Source organism: Enterobacter sp. R4-368 (genome assembly GCF_000410515.1).
Taxonomy (GTDB): Bacteria; Pseudomonadota; Gammaproteobacteria; order Enterobacterales; family Enterobacteriaceae; genus Kosakonia.
In genome coordinates this window covers 1,570,333-1,590,357 of the sequence record NC_021500.1, presented here as the reverse complement: position 1 = coordinate 1,590,357, position 20,025 = coordinate 1,570,333, and the positions used below count along the sequence as shown (strand labels likewise).

Genomic DNA, 20,025 nt, shown 5'->3' with positions numbered 1-20,025 from the left:
TTCTCCTTATTACATTTTCTGGTACGGCTTGAACCGTTGCTGCAACTCGCGTAGCTGGTCAATTCGCGCATCGTAACGCGCCTGTTGCAGGCTGCCGAGTTTCACCTGCGAACTGGCGCTGCTTAGCAAGGTGATCGCCTGATCCAGCTTGCCTACCAGCGCTAACCCTTCGGCACGCGCGGCCAGTTCCTGATCGCGGTTATTCAGTGCCGCTTCGGCCTGCGCCAGTAAATCCCAGCCGTTGACATCCTCTTTATTCGTAAAGGTGTAACGGTTAAGAATGCGCGCGGCTTCCGCGGGCTGACCACCTTCCAGGTAAGCGTTCGCCAGGTTGAGTTGCAGCACCGGGTTAGTTTTCAGTTCGCTGGCGGCATTGAGGCGTTTAATGGCGTCCGCGCTTTTGTTCTGCCCTAAATCGATATCGGTCGCCAGGTCGATATACCAGGCATTGTTCGGGCTGGCGTTCAGCAGCGGCTGCAAGATTTTTGCCGCCTCGGCGTAATTTTTCGCTTCCATTGCCTGTAACGCCCGACCATATTGCGCCGCGCGTTGTTCACGCACGTTGCCTTTCGACCAGCCATCCAGCAGGTCACTGGTGAGCTGGTTACGCCCGGAGTTGTACATGCCCAGCGTTCTGGCTTTCGCCATGTAGAACTCTTCGGATGATTGCACCACCACCGGACGCATCTGGTTGGCGCGGTTGCGCGCATCCGACAAGCGGCTTTCCGGCAACGGGTGCGTCAGCAAAATTTCCGGCGGGCGCGTGGAGTAGCGCGACTGATCCAGCAGTTTTTCGAGGAAGGTCGGCATCGCTTGCGGATCAAACCCGGCGCGTTGCAGCACCTGAATACCGATGCGGTCCGCTTCCTGTTCGTTCTGCTGGGTAAAACTGATAAGCCCTTGCTGTGTTCCGGCCAGCGTGCCGGTGAGCGCGCCCATCCCGGCTTGCGGGTTAGCCATCGCCAGCAAAATGGAACCCAGTACGCCCGCCCAGGTCAGCGGCGCGTTGCGTTTTTGGTCTTCCATCGCGCGCGCCAGGTGGCGCTGGGTGACGTGGGAGATTTCGTGCGCCATCACCGAGGCCAGTTGGCTCTCGTTATCCGTATAACGGAACAGCGCGGAGTGCAGCACCACATTGCCACCAAAAAAGGCGAAGGCGTTGATCTCGTCGTTATTGACGAGATAGAAGTGGAAAGGGGTTTTGACCGAATCCGCGTGCGCCACCAGACGCATACCGAGGGAATTAATGTACTGCACCAGCAGCGGATCATTAATCAGTGGCGCGCTGCCGCGAAGCTGGCGAACGTAATAGTCGCCCATCTGCATCTCCTGACCAATGGAGAGCGTGCTTCCCGCCGAGGTGCCCATATCCGGCAACGTGCTGTCTATCGAATCAGCCCATGCCGGGGCAACGCTACCTGCACTGAGTGCAGCAATCAGGGTTGCGACCAGCGTTCGTTTCAACTGCCTGAACATAACCTCTTTCCTGTATTTGGGGTGACACACTGTTGACCTGCTTTCGGCGGCGTCGTTCCGGCTCACCGGCCTTCGAGTGTAGCCGCCTTTAGGGATGAAAAACATTGTATTCAGTGGATTGCTATGTTTCCCGCAAAGGATACGAAAAGCGAAGTCTTTTTTGTGACATTTCGATACAATTCCACTCCTTACCCCCGCTCAAGAGGTTCATAAAGGAACGTTATGCTCGAAATGTTAATGCAGTGGTATCGCCGCCGCTTCAGCGATCCGGAGGCGATTGCGCTGCTGGTCATTCTGCTCGCGGGGTTCTGTATTCTCTTCTTCTTCAGCGGCCTTCTTGCGCCGCTGCTGGTAGCGCTGGTGATCGCTTACCTGCTTGAGTGGCCTACCGCACGTCTGCAACGTATCGGCTGTTCGCGTACCTGGGCTGCCACAATAGTTCTGGTGCTGTTTGTCGGCATCCTGCTGGTGATGGCGTTTGTGGTGATGCCGGTTGCCTGGCAGCAGGGGATTTACCTGATCCGTGATATGCCCGGCATGTTAAGCAAGCTCTCTGATTTTGCCGCCACCTTACCGCGCCGTTACCCGGCGTTAATGGATGCGGGGATCATCGATGCGATGGCGGAAAACATGCGCTCCCGCATGCTGACAATGGGCGATTCCGTGGTGAAATATTCGCTCGCCTCGCTGGTCGGGCTGCTGACGCTGGCGGTCTATCTGGTGCTGGTGCCGCTGATGGTTTTCTTCCTGGTAAAAGATAAAGAGCAGATGCTCAACGCCGTGCGCCGCGTGCTGCCGCGCAACCGTGGGCTGGCAGGCCAGGTGTGGAAAGAGATGAACCAGCAAATCACCAACTACATCCGTGGCAAAGTGCTGGAGATGATTGTCGTCGGCGTCGCCACCTGGATCGGTTTTATCCTGTTTGGTCTCAACTACTCCCTGCTGCTGGCGGTGCTGGTCGGCTTCTCGGTGCTGATCCCCTATATCGGCGCGTTTGTCGTCACCATTCCGGTGGTCGGCGTGGCGCTGTTCCAGTTCGGTCTTGGCACTGAGTTCTGGAGCTGCTTTGCCGTTTATCTGATTATTCAGGGGCTGGATGGCAACCTGCTGGTGCCGGTGCTGTTCTCCGAAGCGGTTAACCTGCACCCGCTGGTGATCATTTTATCGGTGATTATCTTCGGCGGGCTGTGGGGCTTCTGGGGTGTCTTTTTCGCTATTCCGCTGGCGACGTTGATTCAGGCGGTGATCCACGCCTGGCCGGATTCGCCGCCGGTGTCAGAAGAGTAATCTTGCCGGGCGGCAGACAGCTTGCCGCCCGGCATTCTCCTCAATGCGTGTCGTTCTGATGACGCAGATAGATAATCCAGTACGTCACCCCCACCAGCACGCCGCCGCCGATAATATTGCCAATCGTCACTGGCAGCAGGTTATCGGTAATCACGTTATTGATGGTCAGCGCCGGGAAGTTATCTGGTGAGCTGTGTACCGCGGTCCAGAAACTCTGTGGTGAAAAGTCACGAATGATCACCGCCAGCGGCAGCAAAAACATGTTGGCGATACTGTGCTCGAAACCGCTGGCGACAAACATGCCGATTGGCAGCAACATCGCCATGATTTTATCCGTCAACGTATGGCCGGAATAACTCATCCACACCGCCAGACAGACCATTAAATTGCACAGCGTGCCCAGGCACACCGCTTCGATAAAGGTGTGGTGCATTTTATGGTCAGCGGTTTGCAACACATTCAGCCCCCACAAGCCGTTGCTGTTCATGGCCTGGCCGCCAAACCAAATCAACGCCACAAAAAACAGTGCCCCAACGAGGTTGCCGAAATAGACGATCACCCAGTTGGTAAACAGTTGCCGCCAGCTAATCAACCCGCTGGCTTTCGCCATCACCGTCAGCACAGTTGAGGTAAAGAGATCCGCCCCGCAGACCACCACCAGAATCAGCCCGAGGGAAAAACAGACGCCGCCCGCCAGCTTCGCCAGCGCGGTCGCAGGCGCAGGCCCGGCGGTAACGGTGATGTAAAACACAAACGCAATTGAGATAAACACGCCCGCAGTAATCGCGAGGAAGAACGACAGCTCTTTTCGTTTGCTGACTTTATACAATCCAGACTGCTCGGCGACTTTTGCCATTTCCGCAGGAAGTCGCAGGTCAAACGCGTTGCCGGTATCCATTTGATTCTCCTGATTCAATGCATAGTAGACACCCGCCGTCTTATGCATAGCGCATACCAGCGACAAACCAGAGAGCGTTAGCGGGTTCACAGAACCCGAAGGGGGTTACAGCACTTCGCGCACGGCGATACCGAGACGCTGCATTCGCGATAACAGCGTGGTGCGTTTCATGCCGAGTTTGGCGGCCGCGCCGCGCGGCCCGGCGACAATGCCGTTGGTTTCGCGCAGCACCTGAATAATTTGCTGGCGTTCCGCTTCGTCATTTTCCGGCGGCTCCGGGCGCATCATCTCCGCCACTTTGGGCAGCGTGAAGGGGAAGGGATCGTGGCTAACCGGCTGCACCATGCTGACCGGCTGGGCGTGCAGATGCAGGTTTAACGTGTTGTCGCGCGCCAGCAATACCGCGCGTTCAATGACGTTTTCCAGCTCGCGCACGTTGCCGGGCCACTCATAGCGCATCAGTTGCTGGATGGTATCGGCGGGAATGGTATCAATGGTGCGATTAAGGCGGCGCGCCAGTTTTTGTGTGAAATAACGTGCCAGCAGCGGAATATCGTCCGGCCGCTCGCGTAGCGGCGGCAGCACCAGCGGAAACACATTCAGGCGGTAAAACAGATCGTTACGGAATTCGCGATCAATCACCATCTGGCGCAGGTCGCGGTTGGTGGCGGCAATCACCCGCACGTTAACCGGAATGGTTTTCGTACCGCCGATGCGTTCGATCTCGCGCTCCTGCAATACCCGCAACAGCTTCGGTTGCAGCTCAAGCGGCATATCGCCGATTTCATCGAGGAACAGTGTGCCTTCATCAGCCATCTCAAAGCGCCCGCGATGGGCGTTAATCGCCCCGGTGAAAGCGCCTTTATCGTGACCAAACAGCTCGCTTTCCAGCAGGCTGGCGGGAATGGCGGCACAGTTGATTTTCACCAGCGGTTTGTCTTTGCGCGGGCTCATCTGGTGCAGCGCGCGGGCGATGATCTCCTTGCCGGTGCCGGTTTCACCGAGGATCAGCACCGTACTGTCGCTCAGTGCCACAATATTGACCTGCTGAAGCACGTCGCGCATGGCATCGCTCTGGTAAATGATGTCGCCCAAACTCTGGCTGGAGGCGATTTGCTCGTTCAGTTTGCGGTTTTCGCTGTTCAGATTCTCTTTTAAATGGATCACCTGCCGGTAGGCGTCGGCATTATCGACGGCAATGCCAATTCTGTCGGCAATTTGCTGCAATAATCGACAGTTTTGCTCACTGAAAATCGAGGCGTCCCGGTGCGCCAGCAACAGCACGCCAGGCGCGTGGTGGCTGAAGGTCAGTGGCAAAATAAACACCACGTTTAACCCCTGCATCAATAGCTGTTGCAATACCGGATCGCGCTGCCATAACCCGGCATCCTGCGCCTGGTGCAGCAGCGCGCCCTGATTTTCATTGAGCGCCGCCAGCACCACCGGGCTATCACTGCGCAACGCAAAGCGCTCGGTTTCCGGCGGGCAGCTGGGAAAGTGGGTGGCATGGCAAATAAGCTGGCGGGAGTGCAGCGTGTCGCGCAGAACCACGCGGACATTATCGATACCGAAAAAGCGGTGAATTTCCTGCGAAACATCGGCGATCAGATCGTCAAGATCCAGATGCGAAAGCACCGAGTTGGTAATGTCCACCAGCACCCGATCATGGTCGCGCTCTTCACGCAGCGTTTCGATCGACTCGCTCAACGCCACCTGAGAAAGTTGCGTTTCCAGCGCCTGGCTTGCCAGCCGCGCCAGCCAGCTAAACATCGTGTTGTCCTGCTCCGTGAACTGGCCGTTATCGGTACGGGCAAAACGCAACTCCAGCGCCTCACTTTGCGCCAGCAGAATAAGGTGCAGCGAACTGTCGCTGACTTTTCCGCCGTATTCACGCTCGCTGGTTTCGACGCTGCCATCATCAAAGCAGCGCCAGAAGTGGGCGTTATTTAAGCGTAATTCGATAAACTGGACGGGGCTGAAAGGCGGCGGTAAAGGGATAAACGCCCGGAGTAACGAAGTGTGAGTATTCTGTTCCAGCAACTGCCGTAAGATCATGGATACGTCGCCCTTAATAGTGAGCGTAAATAGTACATTACCCCTTATTTTTGTAGTGTTACAAGCTTCACGTATAAATCACTGGGGTGACATTTATGTGATGAATCATTCAGCGCAACAGCCGCACCATCAGATAGATCGCCGGTTCATGCGCCATATCCTGTAAATGTTGCAGCAACTGGCGGCTCCGGCTCCGCCAGGGTTCTTCGGCTGTTTTTGATAACTGCACGCACGTCGGTGCCAGCGTATTCACGTGGCTGGCATCGATGACAATTTCGCCAAAGGTTAATAACCCCTGCATTTTGCGCCTGGCTTCGGCGTCGTCGATTAACGTTAGCCAGTGCTGATACTCATCAAGCGGGCATTCGAGCGCCACGTTGAGGCAGTCAATCACCCCAACGTGATGACCAATCGCCAGCGAGTAGTACATCACCTGGCGACTTTTTTCTTCCAGTTCGACGCTGTTATCGACAAACTTCTGCCGCAGCATCCAGAACATCACTTTCGCTTGCTGCTCAGACATGGGCACGCTCCAGCTCGTTCATCAGTTGCTGCACGATGGAGGTCAGACGCGGGTCCGCCGCCTGTTGCAGCCAGTTATTTACCCGCAGCGTAGCCTGCGCGGGATCGCCTGCGGTTAATAAAGCGAAGAGCTGGTCGGTGATCTCGCGTCCCTGGCGATAACCCGCCAGCTGGCGCGCCAGCCGTTCAAGCGTCACGCGCAATGCCAGTGGCAGTGTCGGCCAGCGTACGCTGGCAATTTCATCTGCCGCTTGTTGATGGTCGACGGCGTGCAGTTTTTGCTCCAGCAAGCCAAGCGCCACCGCGAAACCGTGGATGGTTGCCGCTGGCGTCGGCGGGCAGCCGGGGATCCAGACATCAATCGGCACAATGGTGTCGCTGCCGCCCCACACGCAGTAGAGATCGTGAAAAATCCCGCCGCCGACGCCGCACGCGCCGTAGGAGATGGCGATTTTATGATCCGGTGCCGATTCCCAGGCGCGCAGGGCAGGCATGCGCATGGCGCGCGTGACCGCGCCGGTAAAAAGTAAAATATCCGCGTGGCGCGGCGAAGCCACCACTTTGATGCCAAAGCGTTCCGCGTCAAACAGCGGCGTAATGGCGGCAAAAATTTCGATTTCACACCCGTTGCAGCCGCCGCAATCAACGCGATAAACGTAGGCAGAACGCTGGATATCGCGCAGCAGTAGCTGCTTCATTTTCTGCGCGGATTCCTCGAGCGGCACCGGCTGGCTGACATGCTGGTTCAGCACTTTCAGGTCGGAACTCATGCTTGCTCCTTCAGGTAATAGTGCACGTTAACGCTGCCGCGATGCTCCAGCGCCGCGCGTCGGCGGCACGCCGGGCAGAGAGAGGCCTGCGCCCGCAGGTTCTCAAGCTGGTGCGGTGCGTTTTGGTTCAGGGCCAGCAGTTCCACCGCCAGCGCCACGGATTTTTCTGGCGCGAACGGCACGCCGCATTCGCTACAGTGCTGCAGGCGGAAGGTGGCGCGCACATACAGATCGGCTTTGTTAGTGACCGCCAGTTCAAACTCTTCCGACAGACGGATCGCCCGCGTCGGGCACACCTCTTCGCAGCGCCCGCAGTAGATACAGCGGCCGATGAACAGTTGCCAGACGCGGCTGTTCTCCCCGGCATCCGTTTCCAGCGTGAGCGCGTTCGCCGGACAGGCGGTGGTACAGGCGCCGCAAGCGATGCATTGCTGCGGATCCAGTTCCGGTTTGCCGCGAAACCCCGGGCACACCTCCAGCGGTGCGAACGGGTATTTCACCGTCGGCTCGCCCGCTCTGAGAATGGTTTTCAACAATTTCAGCATCGTTTCTTTCCTTACTTCAGCGGCGAGTGGCGACGTTCAATGCCGTAACGTTCGATCTCTTTGTAGGGCACGGTTGTCGATTTACGCTTGCGCACATCCACCAGCGTCACGCGGTCGGTACACGAATAGCAGGGATCGAGGCTGCCGATAATCAGCGGCGCATCGGAAACGGTATTGCCGCGCAGCATATAGCGGAGCACCGGCCAGTTGGCGTAGGTCGCCGCGCGACAGCGCCAGCGGTAAAGTTTCTGGTTGTCGCCGAGCATGCTCCAGTGCACATCTTCACCGCGTGGCGCTTCCACATAACCGAGGGCGAATTTATGCGGCTGATAGCTGAACCCTTCGGTCAGCAGCGGCGTATCCGGCAGGTTATCAAGGGCAAACTCAATCATTGCCAGCGAATCGAACACCTCTTTCACCCGCACCATAACGCGTGAAAAGACGTCGCCATCCGGCCAGGTAAACAGCGTTTTCGGCAGGCTGCCGTAGTCGGCGTACGGATGATCGAAACGTAAATCGCGGGCAAAACCGCTGCCGCGGATCAGCGGCCCGACCGGGCTGAAATCGCGTGCGACCTGGCGGTCAAGAATGCCCACCCCCTGGGTGCGCTGCGCCATGTTGGGCGTGGAGAGCAGCATATCGACCAGTTGCGCCACTTCCGCGCGCATCTCTTTCACCAGTTGAATGGTTTTGACGCGCTGCTCTTTGAGAATGTCGCGGCGGATACCGCCAATCAGATTCAGACCGTAAGTTTTGCGCGAACCGGTGAGCAACTCAGCCATGGTCATCGATTTTTCACGGATGCGGAAAAACTGCATAAAACCGGTATCAAAACCGACAAAGTGGCTGGAAAGACCGATGTTGAGCAGATGGCTGTGCAGCCGTTCCACTTCCAGCAGCACCGAACGGATAGTGTGCGCCCGCTGCGGCACCACAATGCCGAGCGCGTTTTCCACCGAGGTGGTGTAAGCCACGCTGTGGGCAAAGCCGCAAATGCCGCAAACCCTGTCCGAGAGGAATGTCACTTCGTTGTAGCCCATGCGGGTTTCCGCCAGCTTTTCCATGCCGCGATGGACATAAAATAAGCGGTAATCGGCATCGACAATCCGTTCACCATCGACAAACAAGCGGAAATGCCCCGGTTCATCCGAAGTGATATGCAGCGGGCCTATCGGCACAATGCGCGCCGAATTGCCGCCATCGTTGATAAAGGTGTAGTTTTCCGTGTCGCTGGTAGGTTCCGGGCGCAGACGGTAATCCATGGTGTCTTTGCGCAGCGGGTGCAGATCGTCCGGCCAGTCATCCGGTAGCACCAGGCGGCGCTGATCCGGCAAACCGACCGGGATCAGACCGTACATATCGCGGATCTCACGTTCGCCCCATACCGCGGCGGGTACGCGCGGCGTCACCGACGGGAACTCGCGCGTGTCGGCATCGACCAGCGCTTTCACCACAATCCAGCACTTTTCCGCACCTTCCATCGACAGCGCGTAGTAGACCGCGTAATGACCATTCAGGGTACGTTCATCATTGCCGAACAGCACCGGCAACCAGCCGTCATGCTGGTAATAGAGGTAGTGCACGATGTCCGGCAACAGATTGATTTTGACCGTTATAGTGACTTGTTCGAAGGTCTGGCGCTCCTCGTCCAGCACCGCGCCGGGAAACTGCGCCTTTAATGCAGCAAGACAGGCGTTGCCGCGAGGTTGCTGGAGATTCACGCTTGCTAAATAACTCACTTTCACTCTCCCTGACGATGCGACGGCGTTGCCGATGCGGCGGTGGTATCAAAATTGGCCCACAGCCAGCTAAGCTGGGTGGGATGATCATCATTGTTTTGCTGCACGATGGTGGCAGCGCTGGCCAGTAACCGGCTGACCGGCTGAGGAATATGCGTACCCATCACCAGCATCATCACCAGTAAAATCACCATCGGCGCGGTAGTGAGCCAGCCCAGTTCACCGGTTGCCACCTGCTGCGGCGGCGTGGCGAACAGCACTTTCGCCACCATGCGCACCAGCCCGCCGAGCACCAGCGTCAGTAACACCAGCAGCAGGATGGTGACGGCGAGATGTTCCGCCGCCAGCCCGGCGGTGACGGTCATAAACTCACTGAGGAAAATATTGAATGGCGGCATACCGCCCAGCGCCAGCGCGCCGCCGCCCAGCAGTACGGCGGTAAACGGCATTACTTTCAGCATCCCGCACACCACATCCATATTGCGGGTGCCGTACTTCAGCAGCACATTGCCGGAGCCGCAGAACAGCAGCGTTTTCGCCAGGCTGTGATTGAGCGTGTGCAGCAGCGCCGCCAGAATACCAAGCGGGCCGCCGATGCCGAGCGCAACGGCCACCAGCCCCATGTTTTCCACGCTGGAATAAGCCAGCAGGCGTTTCATATCCTGCTGCACCAGAATGAAGAACGCGGCGACGCCCACCGACAGCAGACCAAAAATCAGCAGTAGCCGGTTGGGGAAACTGTCCCCGATGGCATGACAAATAATGATGTAGTAGCGGATCAGCACCAGCAGGGCGCAGTTGAGCAGCACCGCCGAGAGCAGGGCGCTCACCGGGCTCGGCGCTTCGCTGTGCGCGTCCGGCAGCCAGGCGTGCATCGGGAACAGCCCGGTTTTAGTACCAAAACCAATCAGCACAAACACAAACGCCAACACCATCAGCGTCGGGTCGAGCTGGCCGCTCTCTTTCAGCACTTCGGTCCAGAAAATGGCGTGATCAGGCTGCGCCATAAAGCTGGCGGCATTGGCGTACACCAGCACCGTACCGAACAGGCCAAACGCCACGCCAACGGTACAGATGATGATGTATTTCCATGCCGCTTCCAGCGACGAGCGCTGCCCGTAAATACCGACCAGAAAAGCGGAACTGAGCGTAGTGGCTTCGATCGCCGCCCACATTACAATCAGGTTATTGCTGGTGACCACCAGCAGCATGGTGAACAGGAACAGGTGAAAAAAACCGTAGTAGTAACAGAGCGTCGGCACGCTGATCTCACCGTGATCGACTTCATGGCGCATATAGCCAATCGAGTAGAGGCCGGTGATAAAACCGATAACGCCCAGCAGCGACAGGAACAGCCCGCTCAGGCTGTCGATATGCAACCAGCGGCTGGCGGCGAAAATTTCCCCTTCGCGCACCGCTTCCGCGACCGTCCACAGGGCGATAACCAGCAGCAGCGCAATCCCCAGCGTATGCACCACCGTAACCAGCATGCGCGCGGCATTGCCGCTCAGGCGGCAGGTGAAGCACAGCGCAGAAACCAGCAGCGGCGTCAGCAGTAACAACGTGAACATCAAGGTATGGCTCATGGTGTTACCCCTTCAGCGCCGTCAGTGTGTTGACATCCAGCGTGCCGTGGGTGCGCCAGATTTTCCGTGCCAGTAGCACCATCACAATCACCGCGAAAATGGCGTCGGTGGCGATGCCAATCTCCACCAGCTCCGGCGCGCGCCATGCGAGCAGCGCCAGCACCAGGTGCGAGCCGTTCTCCATCAGGCAGTAGCCGAAGATCTGCCGCAAAATATTGCGCTGGCTGATAATGCACAGCAGCCCAAGCAGGAAGTGACCGAGCGCAACGGCGAGCGCCGGTTTGAGCTGGGCGATCATCGGTAATTGCACCGGGCGCACCACAAACCAGCACAGCAGCACAATTGCCGCCGCCATCAGCACCAGCGTGGCCGGGCCAAACAGCCGTTCTCCAACGCCGGATTGCGCCATCTTGCGAAAGGCGTAGCCCATGATCAGCGGCACCAGCAGCACTTTGGTGAAGAACGCGCTGAACGACCACATCAGCAACTGTTCGGCGTCCAGCAACTGCGACAGGGTAAAAAAGATAGAGACCAGCACCAGCGATTGCAGGGCATACAACCAGCAGGAGACGGAGTAGCGTCTGGCGCAGGTGACCAGCAGCGAGGTGAACATCATCAGCCCCGCCAGGTTGTTAACAAGCAGTGTTCCCGTCATTATCGACTCCCTTATCCAAGCCACGCCGCAGCGATCACGCTTGAGCACAGCGACATCACAATCAGAATCACCAGCACCAGTTTCATCGCGTACGGCAGCGGTGCGGCCTGCGCCACTTCTTCGCTCGGCTCACCTGGTACCACGCGCCCGAACCAGTAAATAAACCAGCCGAAACTGGCGACGGATTCCACCAGCGCCAGAATCATCACCGCCAGTAAAATCGGGGCGTCATTCGACAGGGCAAACCCGGCGGCGAAGAGAGGGAATTTACTGAAGAAACCGTTAAACGGCGGCACGCCGGTGATCGCCAGCGCGGCAACGCAAAAGCCAATGCCCGCCAGCGGCAATGTCTTCATTACCCCGCGCAAGCGCGGCATCAGACGCGTACCGCAGCTGTAGCTGAGTGCGCCCGCCACGAGGAAAAACAGGCTCTTGGCAAAGGCGTGGTTGAAGATGTAAACAATCCCCGCTTTGAAGGCCAGCGGTGAACCGAAGGTCGACAGCGACAGGGCGAGGAAGATCCATGCCAGTTGCGAGATGGTCGACCAGGCCAGCAGCCGTTTCATATCTTTTTGCGGCAGGTACATCAAAAAGCCGTATACCAGCGTCAGCGTCGCCATGCCGACACCAATCCAGCTGATGGTGTGAGGAATGTGCCCGCCTTCGGCGATTGCGCGGGCAAAAATGTAGACACCCACTTTCACCATTGACGCAGCGTGCAAGTAAGCGCTCACCGGGGTTGGTGCTTCCATCGCATCCGGCAGCCAGGCTTGTAACGGCAACTGGGCGGATTTGCCCCACGCGGCAAACAGAATGCCGCCATACACCAGATAGGCCGCCGGGCCTTGTAGCTGACTGATGGCGCTCAGGGCAAAAGTGTGGGTATGCAAAAACAGCGTGGCCGCCGCCAGATAAAGGCCAAGCGAACCGACGTGCGTAATAAGCAGCGCTTTCATCGCCGCGCGCTGGGATTTTTCGCTCTGGTAATAACTAATCAGCGCCCAGGAACAGCCGCCGGTGATCTCGAAAAACAGCAGTTGCCCGAGCAGCGTGGAGGAGAGCACTAAACCGGACATCGCGCCGATAAACACCAGCAGGAACGCGTAATAACGGTTGCTGCCGTCGTGCGGATGCTCGCGGTTGCTGCGCGTCAGGTAACCGGTCGAATAGAGCGCCACCAGCAGGCCAAGAAACACCACCGCAAACAGGATCAGGGTGCTGATGCGGTCGACTAACAGACCAAACAGCACCACCTGACCCGTCGCCAGTAGCGGCATATCCGCGGTTTCACTGCCTGCCTGGTAAAAGCGCCAGGCCAGCAGCCCGGTGGCAAGCGTTGCCAGAAGCGCGAAGAGCGTGGCAAGCCGCGGCGCGGTTTTCCGTGGGCAAAGCGAGACGACCAGCGCGCCGATAAAGGGCAGCAGCAGCGTCGTCAGAGCAAGAGTTTCCATTATTTTTCCGCGCTCCTTACAAACCGGTTAACCAGAGGACATAGGACAGCGCAGCCAGACTGAAGCCGAGCCAGGTCAGGCGGTGCGTCAGCAAAAAGCGCCCGCGCGCCAGCGAGTTTTCCACCACCGAGGCCAGCACAAACACCACCAGCAGTTTCAGCAGCGTGATCACCAGCGACAGCGCCATCGCGCCTACGCTGAGCGTGACGGCATTGCCGAAGGGGAAAAACAGCGCCAGCAACAGCGAGGCCATCACAACCTGTTTCAGGCCAACGCCCCATTTCACCAGTGCCAGACCCGCGCCGGAGTATTCGGTCAGTGGACCTTCCTGCAACTCCTGCTCCGCTTCCGCGACGTCGAACGGGATTTTGCCCATCTCAATAAAGCAGGCGAACCCGCAAGCCAGCAGCGCTAAAAAGGTGGCGACCGGTGACATCCAGCCCGCCGCCAGCGTGTTGCTGATGGCGCTGATTTGGGTGGAACCCGCCAGTAACGCCAGCACCAGCAGCGAAAGGATCAGCATCGGCTCCACCAGAATTCCCAGCGTCAGCTCGCGGCTGGCGCCGAGGCCGGAGAAGGGGCTGCCGGTATCCAGCCCGGAAAGGGCAAAGAAGAAACGGAACAGGGCAAAGAGATAAATCAGGGTGATTAAGTCGCCCGCTCCGGCAAACGGCGCGGTACGGATAAACAGCGGCAGCGTCATCGCCACCAGCAGCATGCTGCTGAGCAACACCCACGGCATGGCGCGAAACATCAGGCCGGAGGAAGCCGGTGCGACAGCCTGGCGTTTCAGCAGCTTTTGTAAGTCGCGGTAATCCTGCCAGATCCCCGGCCCTTTTCGGGAGTGCATGCGGGCGCGGATTTGCCGGGAAACCCCGGTAAACAGCGGGGTCAGCGCCAGCAATAGGGCTGCCTGGCAGAGGGCAAATAGCCCGAGTGACCACGCAGATGTCTGTTCTAACATTGTTGTCTCCTCCTCACAGCGCGATCGTCAGCAGCAGGATCACCAGCGCGGCAATCACATACAGGCAGTAGAGCCGGAAATCGCCGCTTTGCAGGTACTGCACCACGCGGGCCACGCGCTGCGTCGCGCTAACCAGCGGGCGAATAATTTTCTCGTCCCAGAACGGCTCCGTACGCGTTGCCGCCTGCGTAACACCGCCCAGGCTGCGCTGTAAGGGCTGAGCCGGATCGAGCTGTTTACGTAGCTGGTAAAGCGGGCCGAACATCACGCGCAGCGGCTGGGTAAAGCTGCCTGCGGAAGGGGCCATGCCTTTTTCCCACGCGTAACCGCAGGCCCAGGCATCGCCGCTGCGGCGAAACGCGCCGCGCGTCTGGCGGTTGAGAAACCACAGCACGCCGGGCAGCAGGGGCAAAAGCAGTAACAGCAGGAACACGGTGGAAGGCGTCAGCATCGCTTGCTGCGCATCTCCGGGGATAAGCGTTGCGCCTTCAGCGGCGGCAAGCATTGCTGGTGGCGTTAAGCTCAGCGCGATATGCATTAACTGCGGGGCCACCCAGCTTGCGCCCACGCCGAGCACGACGCACAGCAGCGCCAGCACGGACATGGCGGCAACCATCGGCCACGGCACTTCGCGTGCCTGATCGGCTTTTTCACTGCGCGCATTGCCGCAAAAACTGACGCCGTAAACTTTCACAAAACACATTGCCGCCAGCGCACCGGTGATCGCCAGCATCACAATGGCAATGGGGCCGGCGAGGCGCGGGATGATGGCGTCAATGCGGGTCAGGGAGAACAACGACTGATAGGTATACCACTCGCTGATAAAGCCGTTCAGCGGCGGCATCGCGGAAATGGCGAGACAGCCCACCAGAAATGCGCCCGCTGTCCACGGCATCCGTTTACCGAGCGCCCCCATTTTTTCCATATCGCGGGTATGCAGACGAAAGATGATCGCGCCTGCGCCCAGAAACAGCAGGCCTTTAAACAGCGCGTGGTTAAGCAGGTGGAACAGCGCGCCGAGCAGGCCGATGGCGGCAATCACCGGTTGATGTAAAGCGATGCCCGCCATGCCGACGCCGACGCCCAGCAAAATGATGCCGATGTTCTCGACGGTGTGCCATGCCAGCAGGCGTTTGATGTCGTGCTCTGCCAGCGCGTAGAGCACGCCAAGCACCGACGACACCGCGCCAAAAGCCAGCACCACCACGCCCCACCATAACGGAATACCGCTGTGACCGAGCAGGTCGATACCGACTTTGATAATGCCGAAGATACCAATTTTCACCATCACGCCCGACATCAGCGCCGACGCATGCGACGGTGCTGCCGGATGGGCACGCGGCAACCAACTGTGCAGCGGTAACATCCCGGCTTTGGCACCAAAACCGAAAAAGGCCAGCAGGAAGACCGCTGACGCGGTGCCCGGTTCAAGTGTGAGCGTGCGGAAACTGGCGAAATCGAGGCTGCCGCTCTGCCGCCACATCAGGAAGAAGGCGATCATAATCAGTACCGACCCGGCATGGGCGATAAAGAAGTAGAGCATCCCGGCGCGGATCGACTCTTCATCCTGGTCAGTGATAACCAAAAACCACGAGGCGAGGGACATCATTTCAAACAGCACGATGAACCAGAACGCGTTATCCATCACCACCAGACCGACCATTGAGGCGATAAACAGGTTCATAAAAAAGCCCATCGCCCCGGCACCTTTGCCGATGTATTCCCGCACATAGGCCAGTGAATAGAGACCGCACAACGTGACCAGCAGTGAGATAACGAGCACCATAAAGGCGCTCAGGTTATCCATGCGCACCACGAAATGGGCGAAATCAAACGGGCCGATGGCCTGAAAACTCAGCGGCACACCGCCGTGCAATGCGCTCAGGGCGCTGGCGATCCCCAGCACGCCGCCGATCATGGTAGCGATCCCGGCGACGTTGATCGCCAGTTCCTGACTGCGGGCAAGCAACAACGACAGGAAGCCTCCGGCGACGTACACCACGATTGACCACATCAATAATTGCAGGGCATCCATTAGCGTTGCTCCGGCGAAGAGGGAAGAGAAGGGAAGGTCACATCGGTTGAACTCAGCGCGGCCAGCTCCCGACGGGCCTTGAGCTGTTTATGCAGTGTGTTTTCCGTTTCCAGATGCAGCGCCTGCGTGGGGCAAGCCCGAACACAGGCTGGGCCTTCGGGCAGAAACGCGCAGAGATCGCATTTCACCGCGATGGTTTGCACCCCCGCGTTCCAGCGTAAAAAGGGGTGATCGTTGGGCGCACTGCCGGGTACATCGCGTAATTGTTCTTCGGCAATGTGATGCTCGTAACGGGCGGGAATATTGAGCGGGCGGCTGCCGGCGGGCGTGATCGCCCCGAACGGACACACCAGCCCACACAGTTTGCAGCCAATGCACAGCGTTTCGTTGAGATAAACGGCATCATCCCGAAACGAAATGGCATTAACCGGACACACCTGTTTGCATGGCGCGTCGTCACAGTGGCGGCACAGTATCGGCGCGGTTTTGGTGGGGGTGCGCACGAGTGTCAGCCGGGGATGGTGTTGCAGTCCCTGGCTTTTATGCACATCCGAGCAGGCGGCAAGGCAGGTATTGCATCCTATACACCACTCGGGATCGGCAATCACAAAGCGGTTCATTTCGGCTCCCTGGAATCGAGATAAAAACATTGAGCCTGCTTTAGCATAAGCTGTGCCAAAGTTATAAATGTTTAAATTTCAAATGGTTGTATGATTTTGAGGATCGAGGGGCGAACAAAAGTGATGGTCAGCGTAGAGCGAAAATTAACCTGTCGGCACAAGTGTCGACATCAGGGTGGGAAGTGTGATCGCGGTCAACTATTTGCAGGGGGGAGGCAAAGGAAAGGGGCGTACCCGATCGGGCCGCCCTGAGAAAAGGTGCGTTGCTGTCAGGCGTTCTCTTTCAGCCAGTTAACCACGATGTCGTGGTGATTGCTGGTTTTGAAGTCATCAAACACATGTTCAACTTTACCGTCAGCATCCACGAGGAAGCTGATACGGTGGATGCCGTCGTAGGTTTTACCCATAAAGGTTTTTTCACCCCAGACGCCAAACTGCTCGCAGACCTGGTGGTCTTCATCAGAGAGCAGCGTAAAGTTGAGCAGCTCTTTTTCGGCAAAGCGGGAAAGTTTCTCTGGTTTGTCGGTGCTGATACCCAGCACTTCCACACCCGCTTTCTTTAACTCATCCATGTTATCGCGCAGGCCACAGGCCTGGACAGTACAGCCTGGTGTCATGGCTTTCGGGTAGAAATAGACCAGAACACGCTGTCCCTGGAAGTCGGCCAAATTTACTTGTTCACCGTCTTGATCGGGCAAGCTAAATTTCGGTGCGATATCACCGGCTTTCAGTGGATTCATTACTTAACTCCATCCTGTTCATCATGCTGGGAATAGTTGACGATGTTTATACTGCCTTGCGCGTTCAATTCTGTACATAGGGCTTTGAACGCCTGCTCAATATTTGACGCGTCCTGTGACGCGGGGCTATGAGCGGTTATCTGGATAAATAACGTTGGCGCAACGGTAAGATTACCGGGCTGTGTACGGGAGACTAACTCCGCAATATTCATTTCGTGTGCGTCGAAAAGCGCAGTGAAACGCTCAATCAGGTGGGGCGAATCGGGGACTTCAACCTGCACCCACACGGTGGCTGGCATATCAGGACGCGGACGGGCATCGGTACGTTTCATCACAATCAGCAAATCCAGCTCGGCGCCTTTCAGCGGCAACGTCGATTCGATAAGGGTGATGGCGTTCCACGAACCCGATAGCAGCATTATAAACGTGAACTCTTCCCCCAGCATCGCCAGACGGCTGTCTTCGATATTACAGCCGCAGCTGCTGACGTGGCGTGTGATCGTGTTCACAATGCCAGGCCGGTCGGCCCCCAGCGCAGTGATAACCAAAAAGTGTTGTGATGAGGTTGTCAAACCTGAGCTTCCTGTCAAACATGAGGTAATCATAAGGAAAGCATAAAAAAAACCGGCATACAACCGCCACAGAGCCTCAGGTCTCTTGCTTTTCTGACGGCACCGCACGTACCATTGAGAATCTTGTTCGCACAGAGGATGGCCCATGTTCACGGGAAGTATTGTCGCGCTTATTACGCCGATGGATTCGCAAGGTAAAGTCTGCCGGTCAAGCCTGAAAAAAGTGATTGATTACCATGTCGCCAACGGAACCACGGCGATCGTTTCGGTAGGGACTACCGGTGAATCCGCCACGCTGAGCCATGATGAACATGCCGACGTGGTGAAGATGACGGTTGAACTGGCCGACGGGCGCATCCCTGTGATTGCCGGGACGGGCGCGAACGCTACCGCAGAAGCCATCAGCCTGACCCAGTGTTTCAACGACAGCGGTGTGGTGGGTTGCCTGACCGTTACGCCTTACTACAACCGCCCGACTCAGGAAGGGCTGTTCCAGCATTTTAAAGCCATCGCCGAACATACTGACCTGCCGCAAATTCTGTATAATGTGCCGTCGCGTACCGGCTGCGATATGCTGCCGGAAACCGTGGGTCGCCTGGCGAAAATTAAAAATATTATCGGTATTAAGGAAGCGACCGGGAACTTAAGTCGTGTTCACCAGATCAAAGAGCTGGTTTCAGACGACTTTATTCTGCTGAGCGGCGACGATGCCACCGCGCTGGACTTTATGCAGCTCGGCGGTGACGGTGTGATTTCCGTGACCAGCAACGTGGCGGCGCGTGATATGGCTGACATGTGCAAACTGGCGGCCGAGGGGAATTACGCCGAAGCACGCGTGATCAACCAGCGTTTGATGCCGTTACACAACAAACTATTTGTCGAACCCAATCCGATCCCAGTCAAATGGGCATGTATGGAGTTGGGGCTTGTAGCAACCGACACGCTGCGTCTGCCGATGACGCCCATCACCGACCACGGTCGTGACGTTGTCCGCACTGCGCTTAAGCATGCCGGTCTGCTGTAAAGTTTAGGGAGATTTGATGGCTTACTCAGTACAGAAGTCGCGCCTGGCGAAGGTAGCGGGTGTTTCACTTGTGATGTTGCTCGCCGCCTGTAGTTCCGATTCACGTTATAAGCGTCAGGTTAGCGGTGACGAATCCTATCTGGATGCGGCTCCGCTTGCTGAACTTCACGCGCCCGCAGGGATGATCCTCCCGGTGCAAAACGGTGATTATACCATTCCTGTTGCTAACGGCAGTGGCGCTGTAGGTAAAGCGCTGGACATTCGTCCGCCAGCGCAGCCGCTGGCGCTGGTGAGCGGTGCGCGCACCCAGTTTACCGGTGACACCGCGACGCTGATGGTCGAAAACGGCCGCAACAGCACGCTGTGGCCGCAGGTCGTCAGCATTCTTCAGGGGAAAAACTACAGCATCGACAAACGTGACGATGCTACGCAAACCCTGACCACCGGTTGGGTTGACTGGAACCGTCTGGATGAAGATCAGCAGTATCGTGGTCGTTATCAAATCTCGGTGAAACCGCAGGGTTACCAGCAGGCGGTTGTCGTCAAGCTGGTTAATCTGGAACAGGCGGGCAAACCGGTTGCGGACGCCGCGTCGCTGCAGCGTTACAGCACCGAAATGCTGAACGTTATCTCCTCCGGTCTGGATAAAACCGCAACTGACGCGCAAAACGCGGCGGAAAACCGCAGCGTCTCTACGCTGAATGTCCAGAGCGCTGCCGATGATACCGGTCTGCCGATGCTGGTGGTGCGTGGTCCGTTTAACGTGGTGTGGCAGCGTCTGCCGTCCGTGCTGGAAAAAGTGGGCATGAAAGTGACCGACAGCACCCGCTCAACGGGCAGCATTGCCGTGACCTACAAGCCGCTGTCTGACAGCAGCTGGCAGGAACTGGGCGCGCGCGATCCGGGTCTGGCCTCCGGCGACTATAAACTGCAGGTCGGCGATCTCGATAACCGCAGCAGCCTTCAGTTCATCGATCCGAAAGGCCACACGCTGACACAATCGCAGAACGACGCGTTAGTCGCCGCCTTCCAGGCGGCGTTTAACCGATAATCCTCAGGGCCGGATCTTCCGGCCTTTTTTTATTA

At 57.7% G+C, this 20,025-nt stretch carries 18 protein-coding genes; 3 read left to right on the top strand and 15 right to left on the bottom strand.

What is annotated here, in order from left to right; genetic code table 11:
- Positions 1 to 9: 9 nt before the first annotated feature.
- Entirely contained in the window at positions 10 to 1,476 is a 1,467-nt protein-coding gene (gene bepA, locus H650_RS07430) for a beta-barrel assembly-enhancing protease (protein ID WP_020454691.1), read from the bottom strand.
- Between the two features lie 222 nt (positions 1,477 to 1,698).
- On the opposite strand from bepA, the gene H650_RS07425 reads away from it, so the two are divergent.
- Positions 1,699 to 2,763: an AI-2E family transporter gene (locus H650_RS07425; RefSeq protein WP_017458961.1), complete on the top strand. Its 1,065-nt coding sequence runs from the start codon at positions 1,699 to 1,701 to the stop codon at positions 2,761 to 2,763.
- A gap of 40 nt (positions 2,764 to 2,803) precedes the next feature.
- Here H650_RS07425 and focA read toward each other — a convergent pair whose 3' ends face one another.
- The 14 genes from focA to H650_RS07355 all read right to left on the bottom strand — a co-directional run bounded on the left by focA (position 2,804) and on the right by H650_RS07355 (position 17,915).
- Positions 2,804 to 3,661 carry a formate transporter FocA gene (gene focA / locus H650_RS07420; protein ID WP_020454690.1) on the bottom strand — a complete coding sequence of 286 codons (858 nt, stop codon included), beginning with the start codon at positions 3,659 to 3,661 and terminating at the stop codon, positions 2,804 to 2,806.
- Positions 3,662 to 3,766: 105 nt separating this feature from the next.
- Entirely contained in the window at positions 3,767 to 5,716 is a 1,950-nt protein-coding gene (locus tag H650_RS07415; RefSeq protein ID WP_020454689.1) for a sigma 54-interacting transcriptional regulator, read from the bottom strand.
- Positions 5,717 to 5,825: 109 nt separating this feature from the next.
- Complete coding sequence (locus H650_RS07410) at positions 5,826 to 6,239, bottom strand: formate hydrogenlyase maturation HycH family protein (protein ID WP_020454688.1); 414 nt, start codon at positions 6,237 to 6,239, stop codon at positions 5,826 to 5,828.
- Positions 6,232 to 7,008 (bottom strand): NADH-quinone oxidoreductase subunit B family protein, encoded by a 777-nt coding sequence (locus H650_RS07405; RefSeq protein ID WP_020454687.1) that lies wholly within the window; start codon positions 7,006 to 7,008, stop codon positions 6,232 to 6,234. The genes H650_RS07410 and H650_RS07405 overlap by 8 nt, the downstream gene beginning before the upstream one ends.
- Positions 7,005 to 7,553, bottom strand: a complete 549-nt coding sequence (gene hyfH, locus H650_RS07400; RefSeq protein WP_020454686.1) for a hydrogenase 4 subunit H — start codon at positions 7,551 to 7,553, stop codon at positions 7,005 to 7,007. Before hyfH ends, H650_RS07405 begins: the two co-directional genes overlap by 4 nt.
- An 11-nt stretch (positions 7,554 to 7,564) precedes the next feature.
- Positions 7,565 to 9,274 (bottom strand): hydrogenase large subunit, encoded by a 1,710-nt coding sequence (locus H650_RS07395; protein ID WP_097407693.1) that lies wholly within the window; start codon positions 9,272 to 9,274, stop codon positions 7,565 to 7,567.
- Between the two features lie 20 nt (positions 9,275 to 9,294).
- The gene (hyfF, locus tag H650_RS07390; RefSeq protein WP_020454684.1) at positions 9,295 to 10,878 is read right to left on the bottom strand and encodes a hydrogenase 4 subunit F; all 1,584 of its coding nucleotides are present in this window, start codon (positions 10,876 to 10,878) and stop codon (positions 9,295 to 9,297) included.
- A gap of 4 nt (positions 10,879 to 10,882) precedes the next feature.
- Positions 10,883 to 11,533, bottom strand: coding sequence for a hydrogenase 4 membrane subunit (gene hyfE, locus H650_RS07385; RefSeq protein ID WP_017458953.1), 651 nt, complete (start codon positions 11,531 to 11,533; stop codon positions 10,883 to 10,885).
- A gap of 11 nt (positions 11,534 to 11,544) precedes the next feature.
- Positions 11,545 to 12,984 (bottom strand): hydrogenase 4 subunit D, encoded by a 1,440-nt coding sequence (locus tag H650_RS07380; RefSeq protein WP_020454683.1) that lies wholly within the window; start codon positions 12,982 to 12,984, stop codon positions 11,545 to 11,547.
- 16 nt (positions 12,985 to 13,000) lie between these two features.
- On the bottom strand, positions 13,001 to 13,948 hold the full coding sequence (locus H650_RS07375) for a respiratory chain complex I subunit 1 family protein (RefSeq protein WP_044489443.1): 948 nt from the start codon (positions 13,946 to 13,948) through the stop codon (positions 13,001 to 13,003).
- A gap of 13 nt (positions 13,949 to 13,961) precedes the next feature.
- A complete protein-coding gene (hyfB, locus tag H650_RS07370) occupies positions 13,962 to 15,983 on the bottom strand; it encodes a hydrogenase 4 subunit B (RefSeq protein ID WP_020454681.1) in 2,022 nt (673 codons plus the stop codon).
- Positions 15,983 to 16,603, bottom strand: a complete 621-nt coding sequence (locus tag H650_RS07365) for a 4Fe-4S dicluster domain-containing protein (RefSeq protein WP_020454680.1) — start codon at positions 16,601 to 16,603, stop codon at positions 15,983 to 15,985. The genes hyfB and H650_RS07365 overlap by 1 nt, the downstream gene beginning before the upstream one ends.
- Positions 16,604 to 16,872: 269 nt before the next feature.
- On the bottom strand, positions 16,873 to 17,343 hold the full coding sequence (gene bcp / locus H650_RS07360; RefSeq protein ID WP_020454679.1) for a thioredoxin-dependent thiol peroxidase: 471 nt from the start codon (positions 17,341 to 17,343) through the stop codon (positions 16,873 to 16,875).
- The gene (locus H650_RS07355) at positions 17,343 to 17,915 is read right to left on the bottom strand and encodes a glycine cleavage system transcriptional repressor (RefSeq protein ID WP_017458947.1); all 573 of its coding nucleotides are present in this window, start codon (positions 17,913 to 17,915) and stop codon (positions 17,343 to 17,345) included. Before H650_RS07355 ends, bcp begins: the two co-directional genes overlap by 1 nt.
- 145 nt (positions 17,916 to 18,060) lie before the next feature.
- On the opposite strand from H650_RS07355, the gene dapA reads away from it, so the two are divergent.
- Both dapA and bamC read left to right on the top strand, forming a co-directional pair.
- On the top strand, positions 18,061 to 18,939 hold the full coding sequence (gene dapA, locus H650_RS07350; protein WP_020454677.1) for a 4-hydroxy-tetrahydrodipicolinate synthase: 879 nt from the start codon (positions 18,061 to 18,063) through the stop codon (positions 18,937 to 18,939).
- A 16-nt stretch (positions 18,940 to 18,955) separates the two neighbouring features.
- Complete coding sequence (gene bamC / locus H650_RS07345; RefSeq protein WP_020454676.1) at positions 18,956 to 19,990, top strand: outer membrane protein assembly factor BamC; 1,035 nt, start codon at positions 18,956 to 18,958, stop codon at positions 19,988 to 19,990.
- Positions 19,991 to 20,025: the final 35 nt, after the last annotated feature.

Bases quoted from the DNA above. Each gene is read 5' to 3' on its own strand.
- bepA (WP_020454691.1), bottom strand. From the start codon at position 1,476: ATGTTCAGGCAGTTGAAACGAACGCTGGTCGCAACCCTGATTGCTGCA.
- H650_RS07425 (WP_017458961.1), top strand. From the start codon at position 1,699: ATGCTCGAAATGTTAATGCAGTGGTATCGCCGCCGCTTCAGCGATCCG.
- focA (WP_020454690.1), bottom strand. From the start codon at position 3,661: ATGGATACCGGCAACGCGTTTGACCTGCGACTTCCTGCGGAAATGGCA.
- H650_RS07415 (WP_020454689.1), bottom strand. From the start codon at position 5,716: ATGATCTTACGGCAGTTGCTGGAACAGAATACTCACACTTCGTTACTC.
- H650_RS07410 (WP_020454688.1), bottom strand. From the start codon at position 6,239: ATGTCTGAGCAGCAAGCGAAAGTGATGTTCTGGATGCTGCGGCAGAAG.
- H650_RS07405 (WP_020454687.1), bottom strand. From the start codon at position 7,008: ATGAGTTCCGACCTGAAAGTGCTGAACCAGCATGTCAGCCAGCCGGTG.
- hyfH (WP_020454686.1), bottom strand. From the start codon at position 7,553: ATGCTGAAATTGTTGAAAACCATTCTCAGAGCGGGCGAGCCGACGGTG.
- hyfF (WP_020454684.1), bottom strand. From the start codon at position 10,878: ATGAGCCATACCTTGATGTTCACGTTGTTACTGCTGACGCCGCTGCTG.
- hyfE (WP_017458953.1), bottom strand. From the start codon at position 11,533: ATGACGGGAACACTGCTTGTTAACAACCTGGCGGGGCTGATGATGTTC.
- H650_RS07380 (WP_020454683.1), bottom strand. From the start codon at position 12,984: ATGGAAACTCTTGCTCTGACGACGCTGCTGCTGCCCTTTATCGGCGCG.
- H650_RS07375 (WP_044489443.1), bottom strand. From the start codon at position 13,948: ATGTTAGAACAGACATCTGCGTGGTCACTCGGGCTATTTGCCCTCTGC.
- hyfB (WP_020454681.1), bottom strand. From the start codon at position 15,983: ATGGATGCCCTGCAATTATTGATGTGGTCAATCGTGGTGTACGTCGCC.
- H650_RS07365 (WP_020454680.1), bottom strand. From the start codon at position 16,603: ATGAACCGCTTTGTGATTGCCGATCCCGAGTGGTGTATAGGATGCAAT.
- bcp (WP_020454679.1), bottom strand. From the start codon at position 17,343: ATGAATCCACTGAAAGCCGGTGATATCGCACCGAAATTTAGCTTGCCC.
- dapA (WP_020454677.1), top strand. From the start codon at position 18,061: ATGTTCACGGGAAGTATTGTCGCGCTTATTACGCCGATGGATTCGCAA.
- bamC (WP_020454676.1), top strand. From the start codon at position 18,956: ATGGCTTACTCAGTACAGAAGTCGCGCCTGGCGAAGGTAGCGGGTGTT.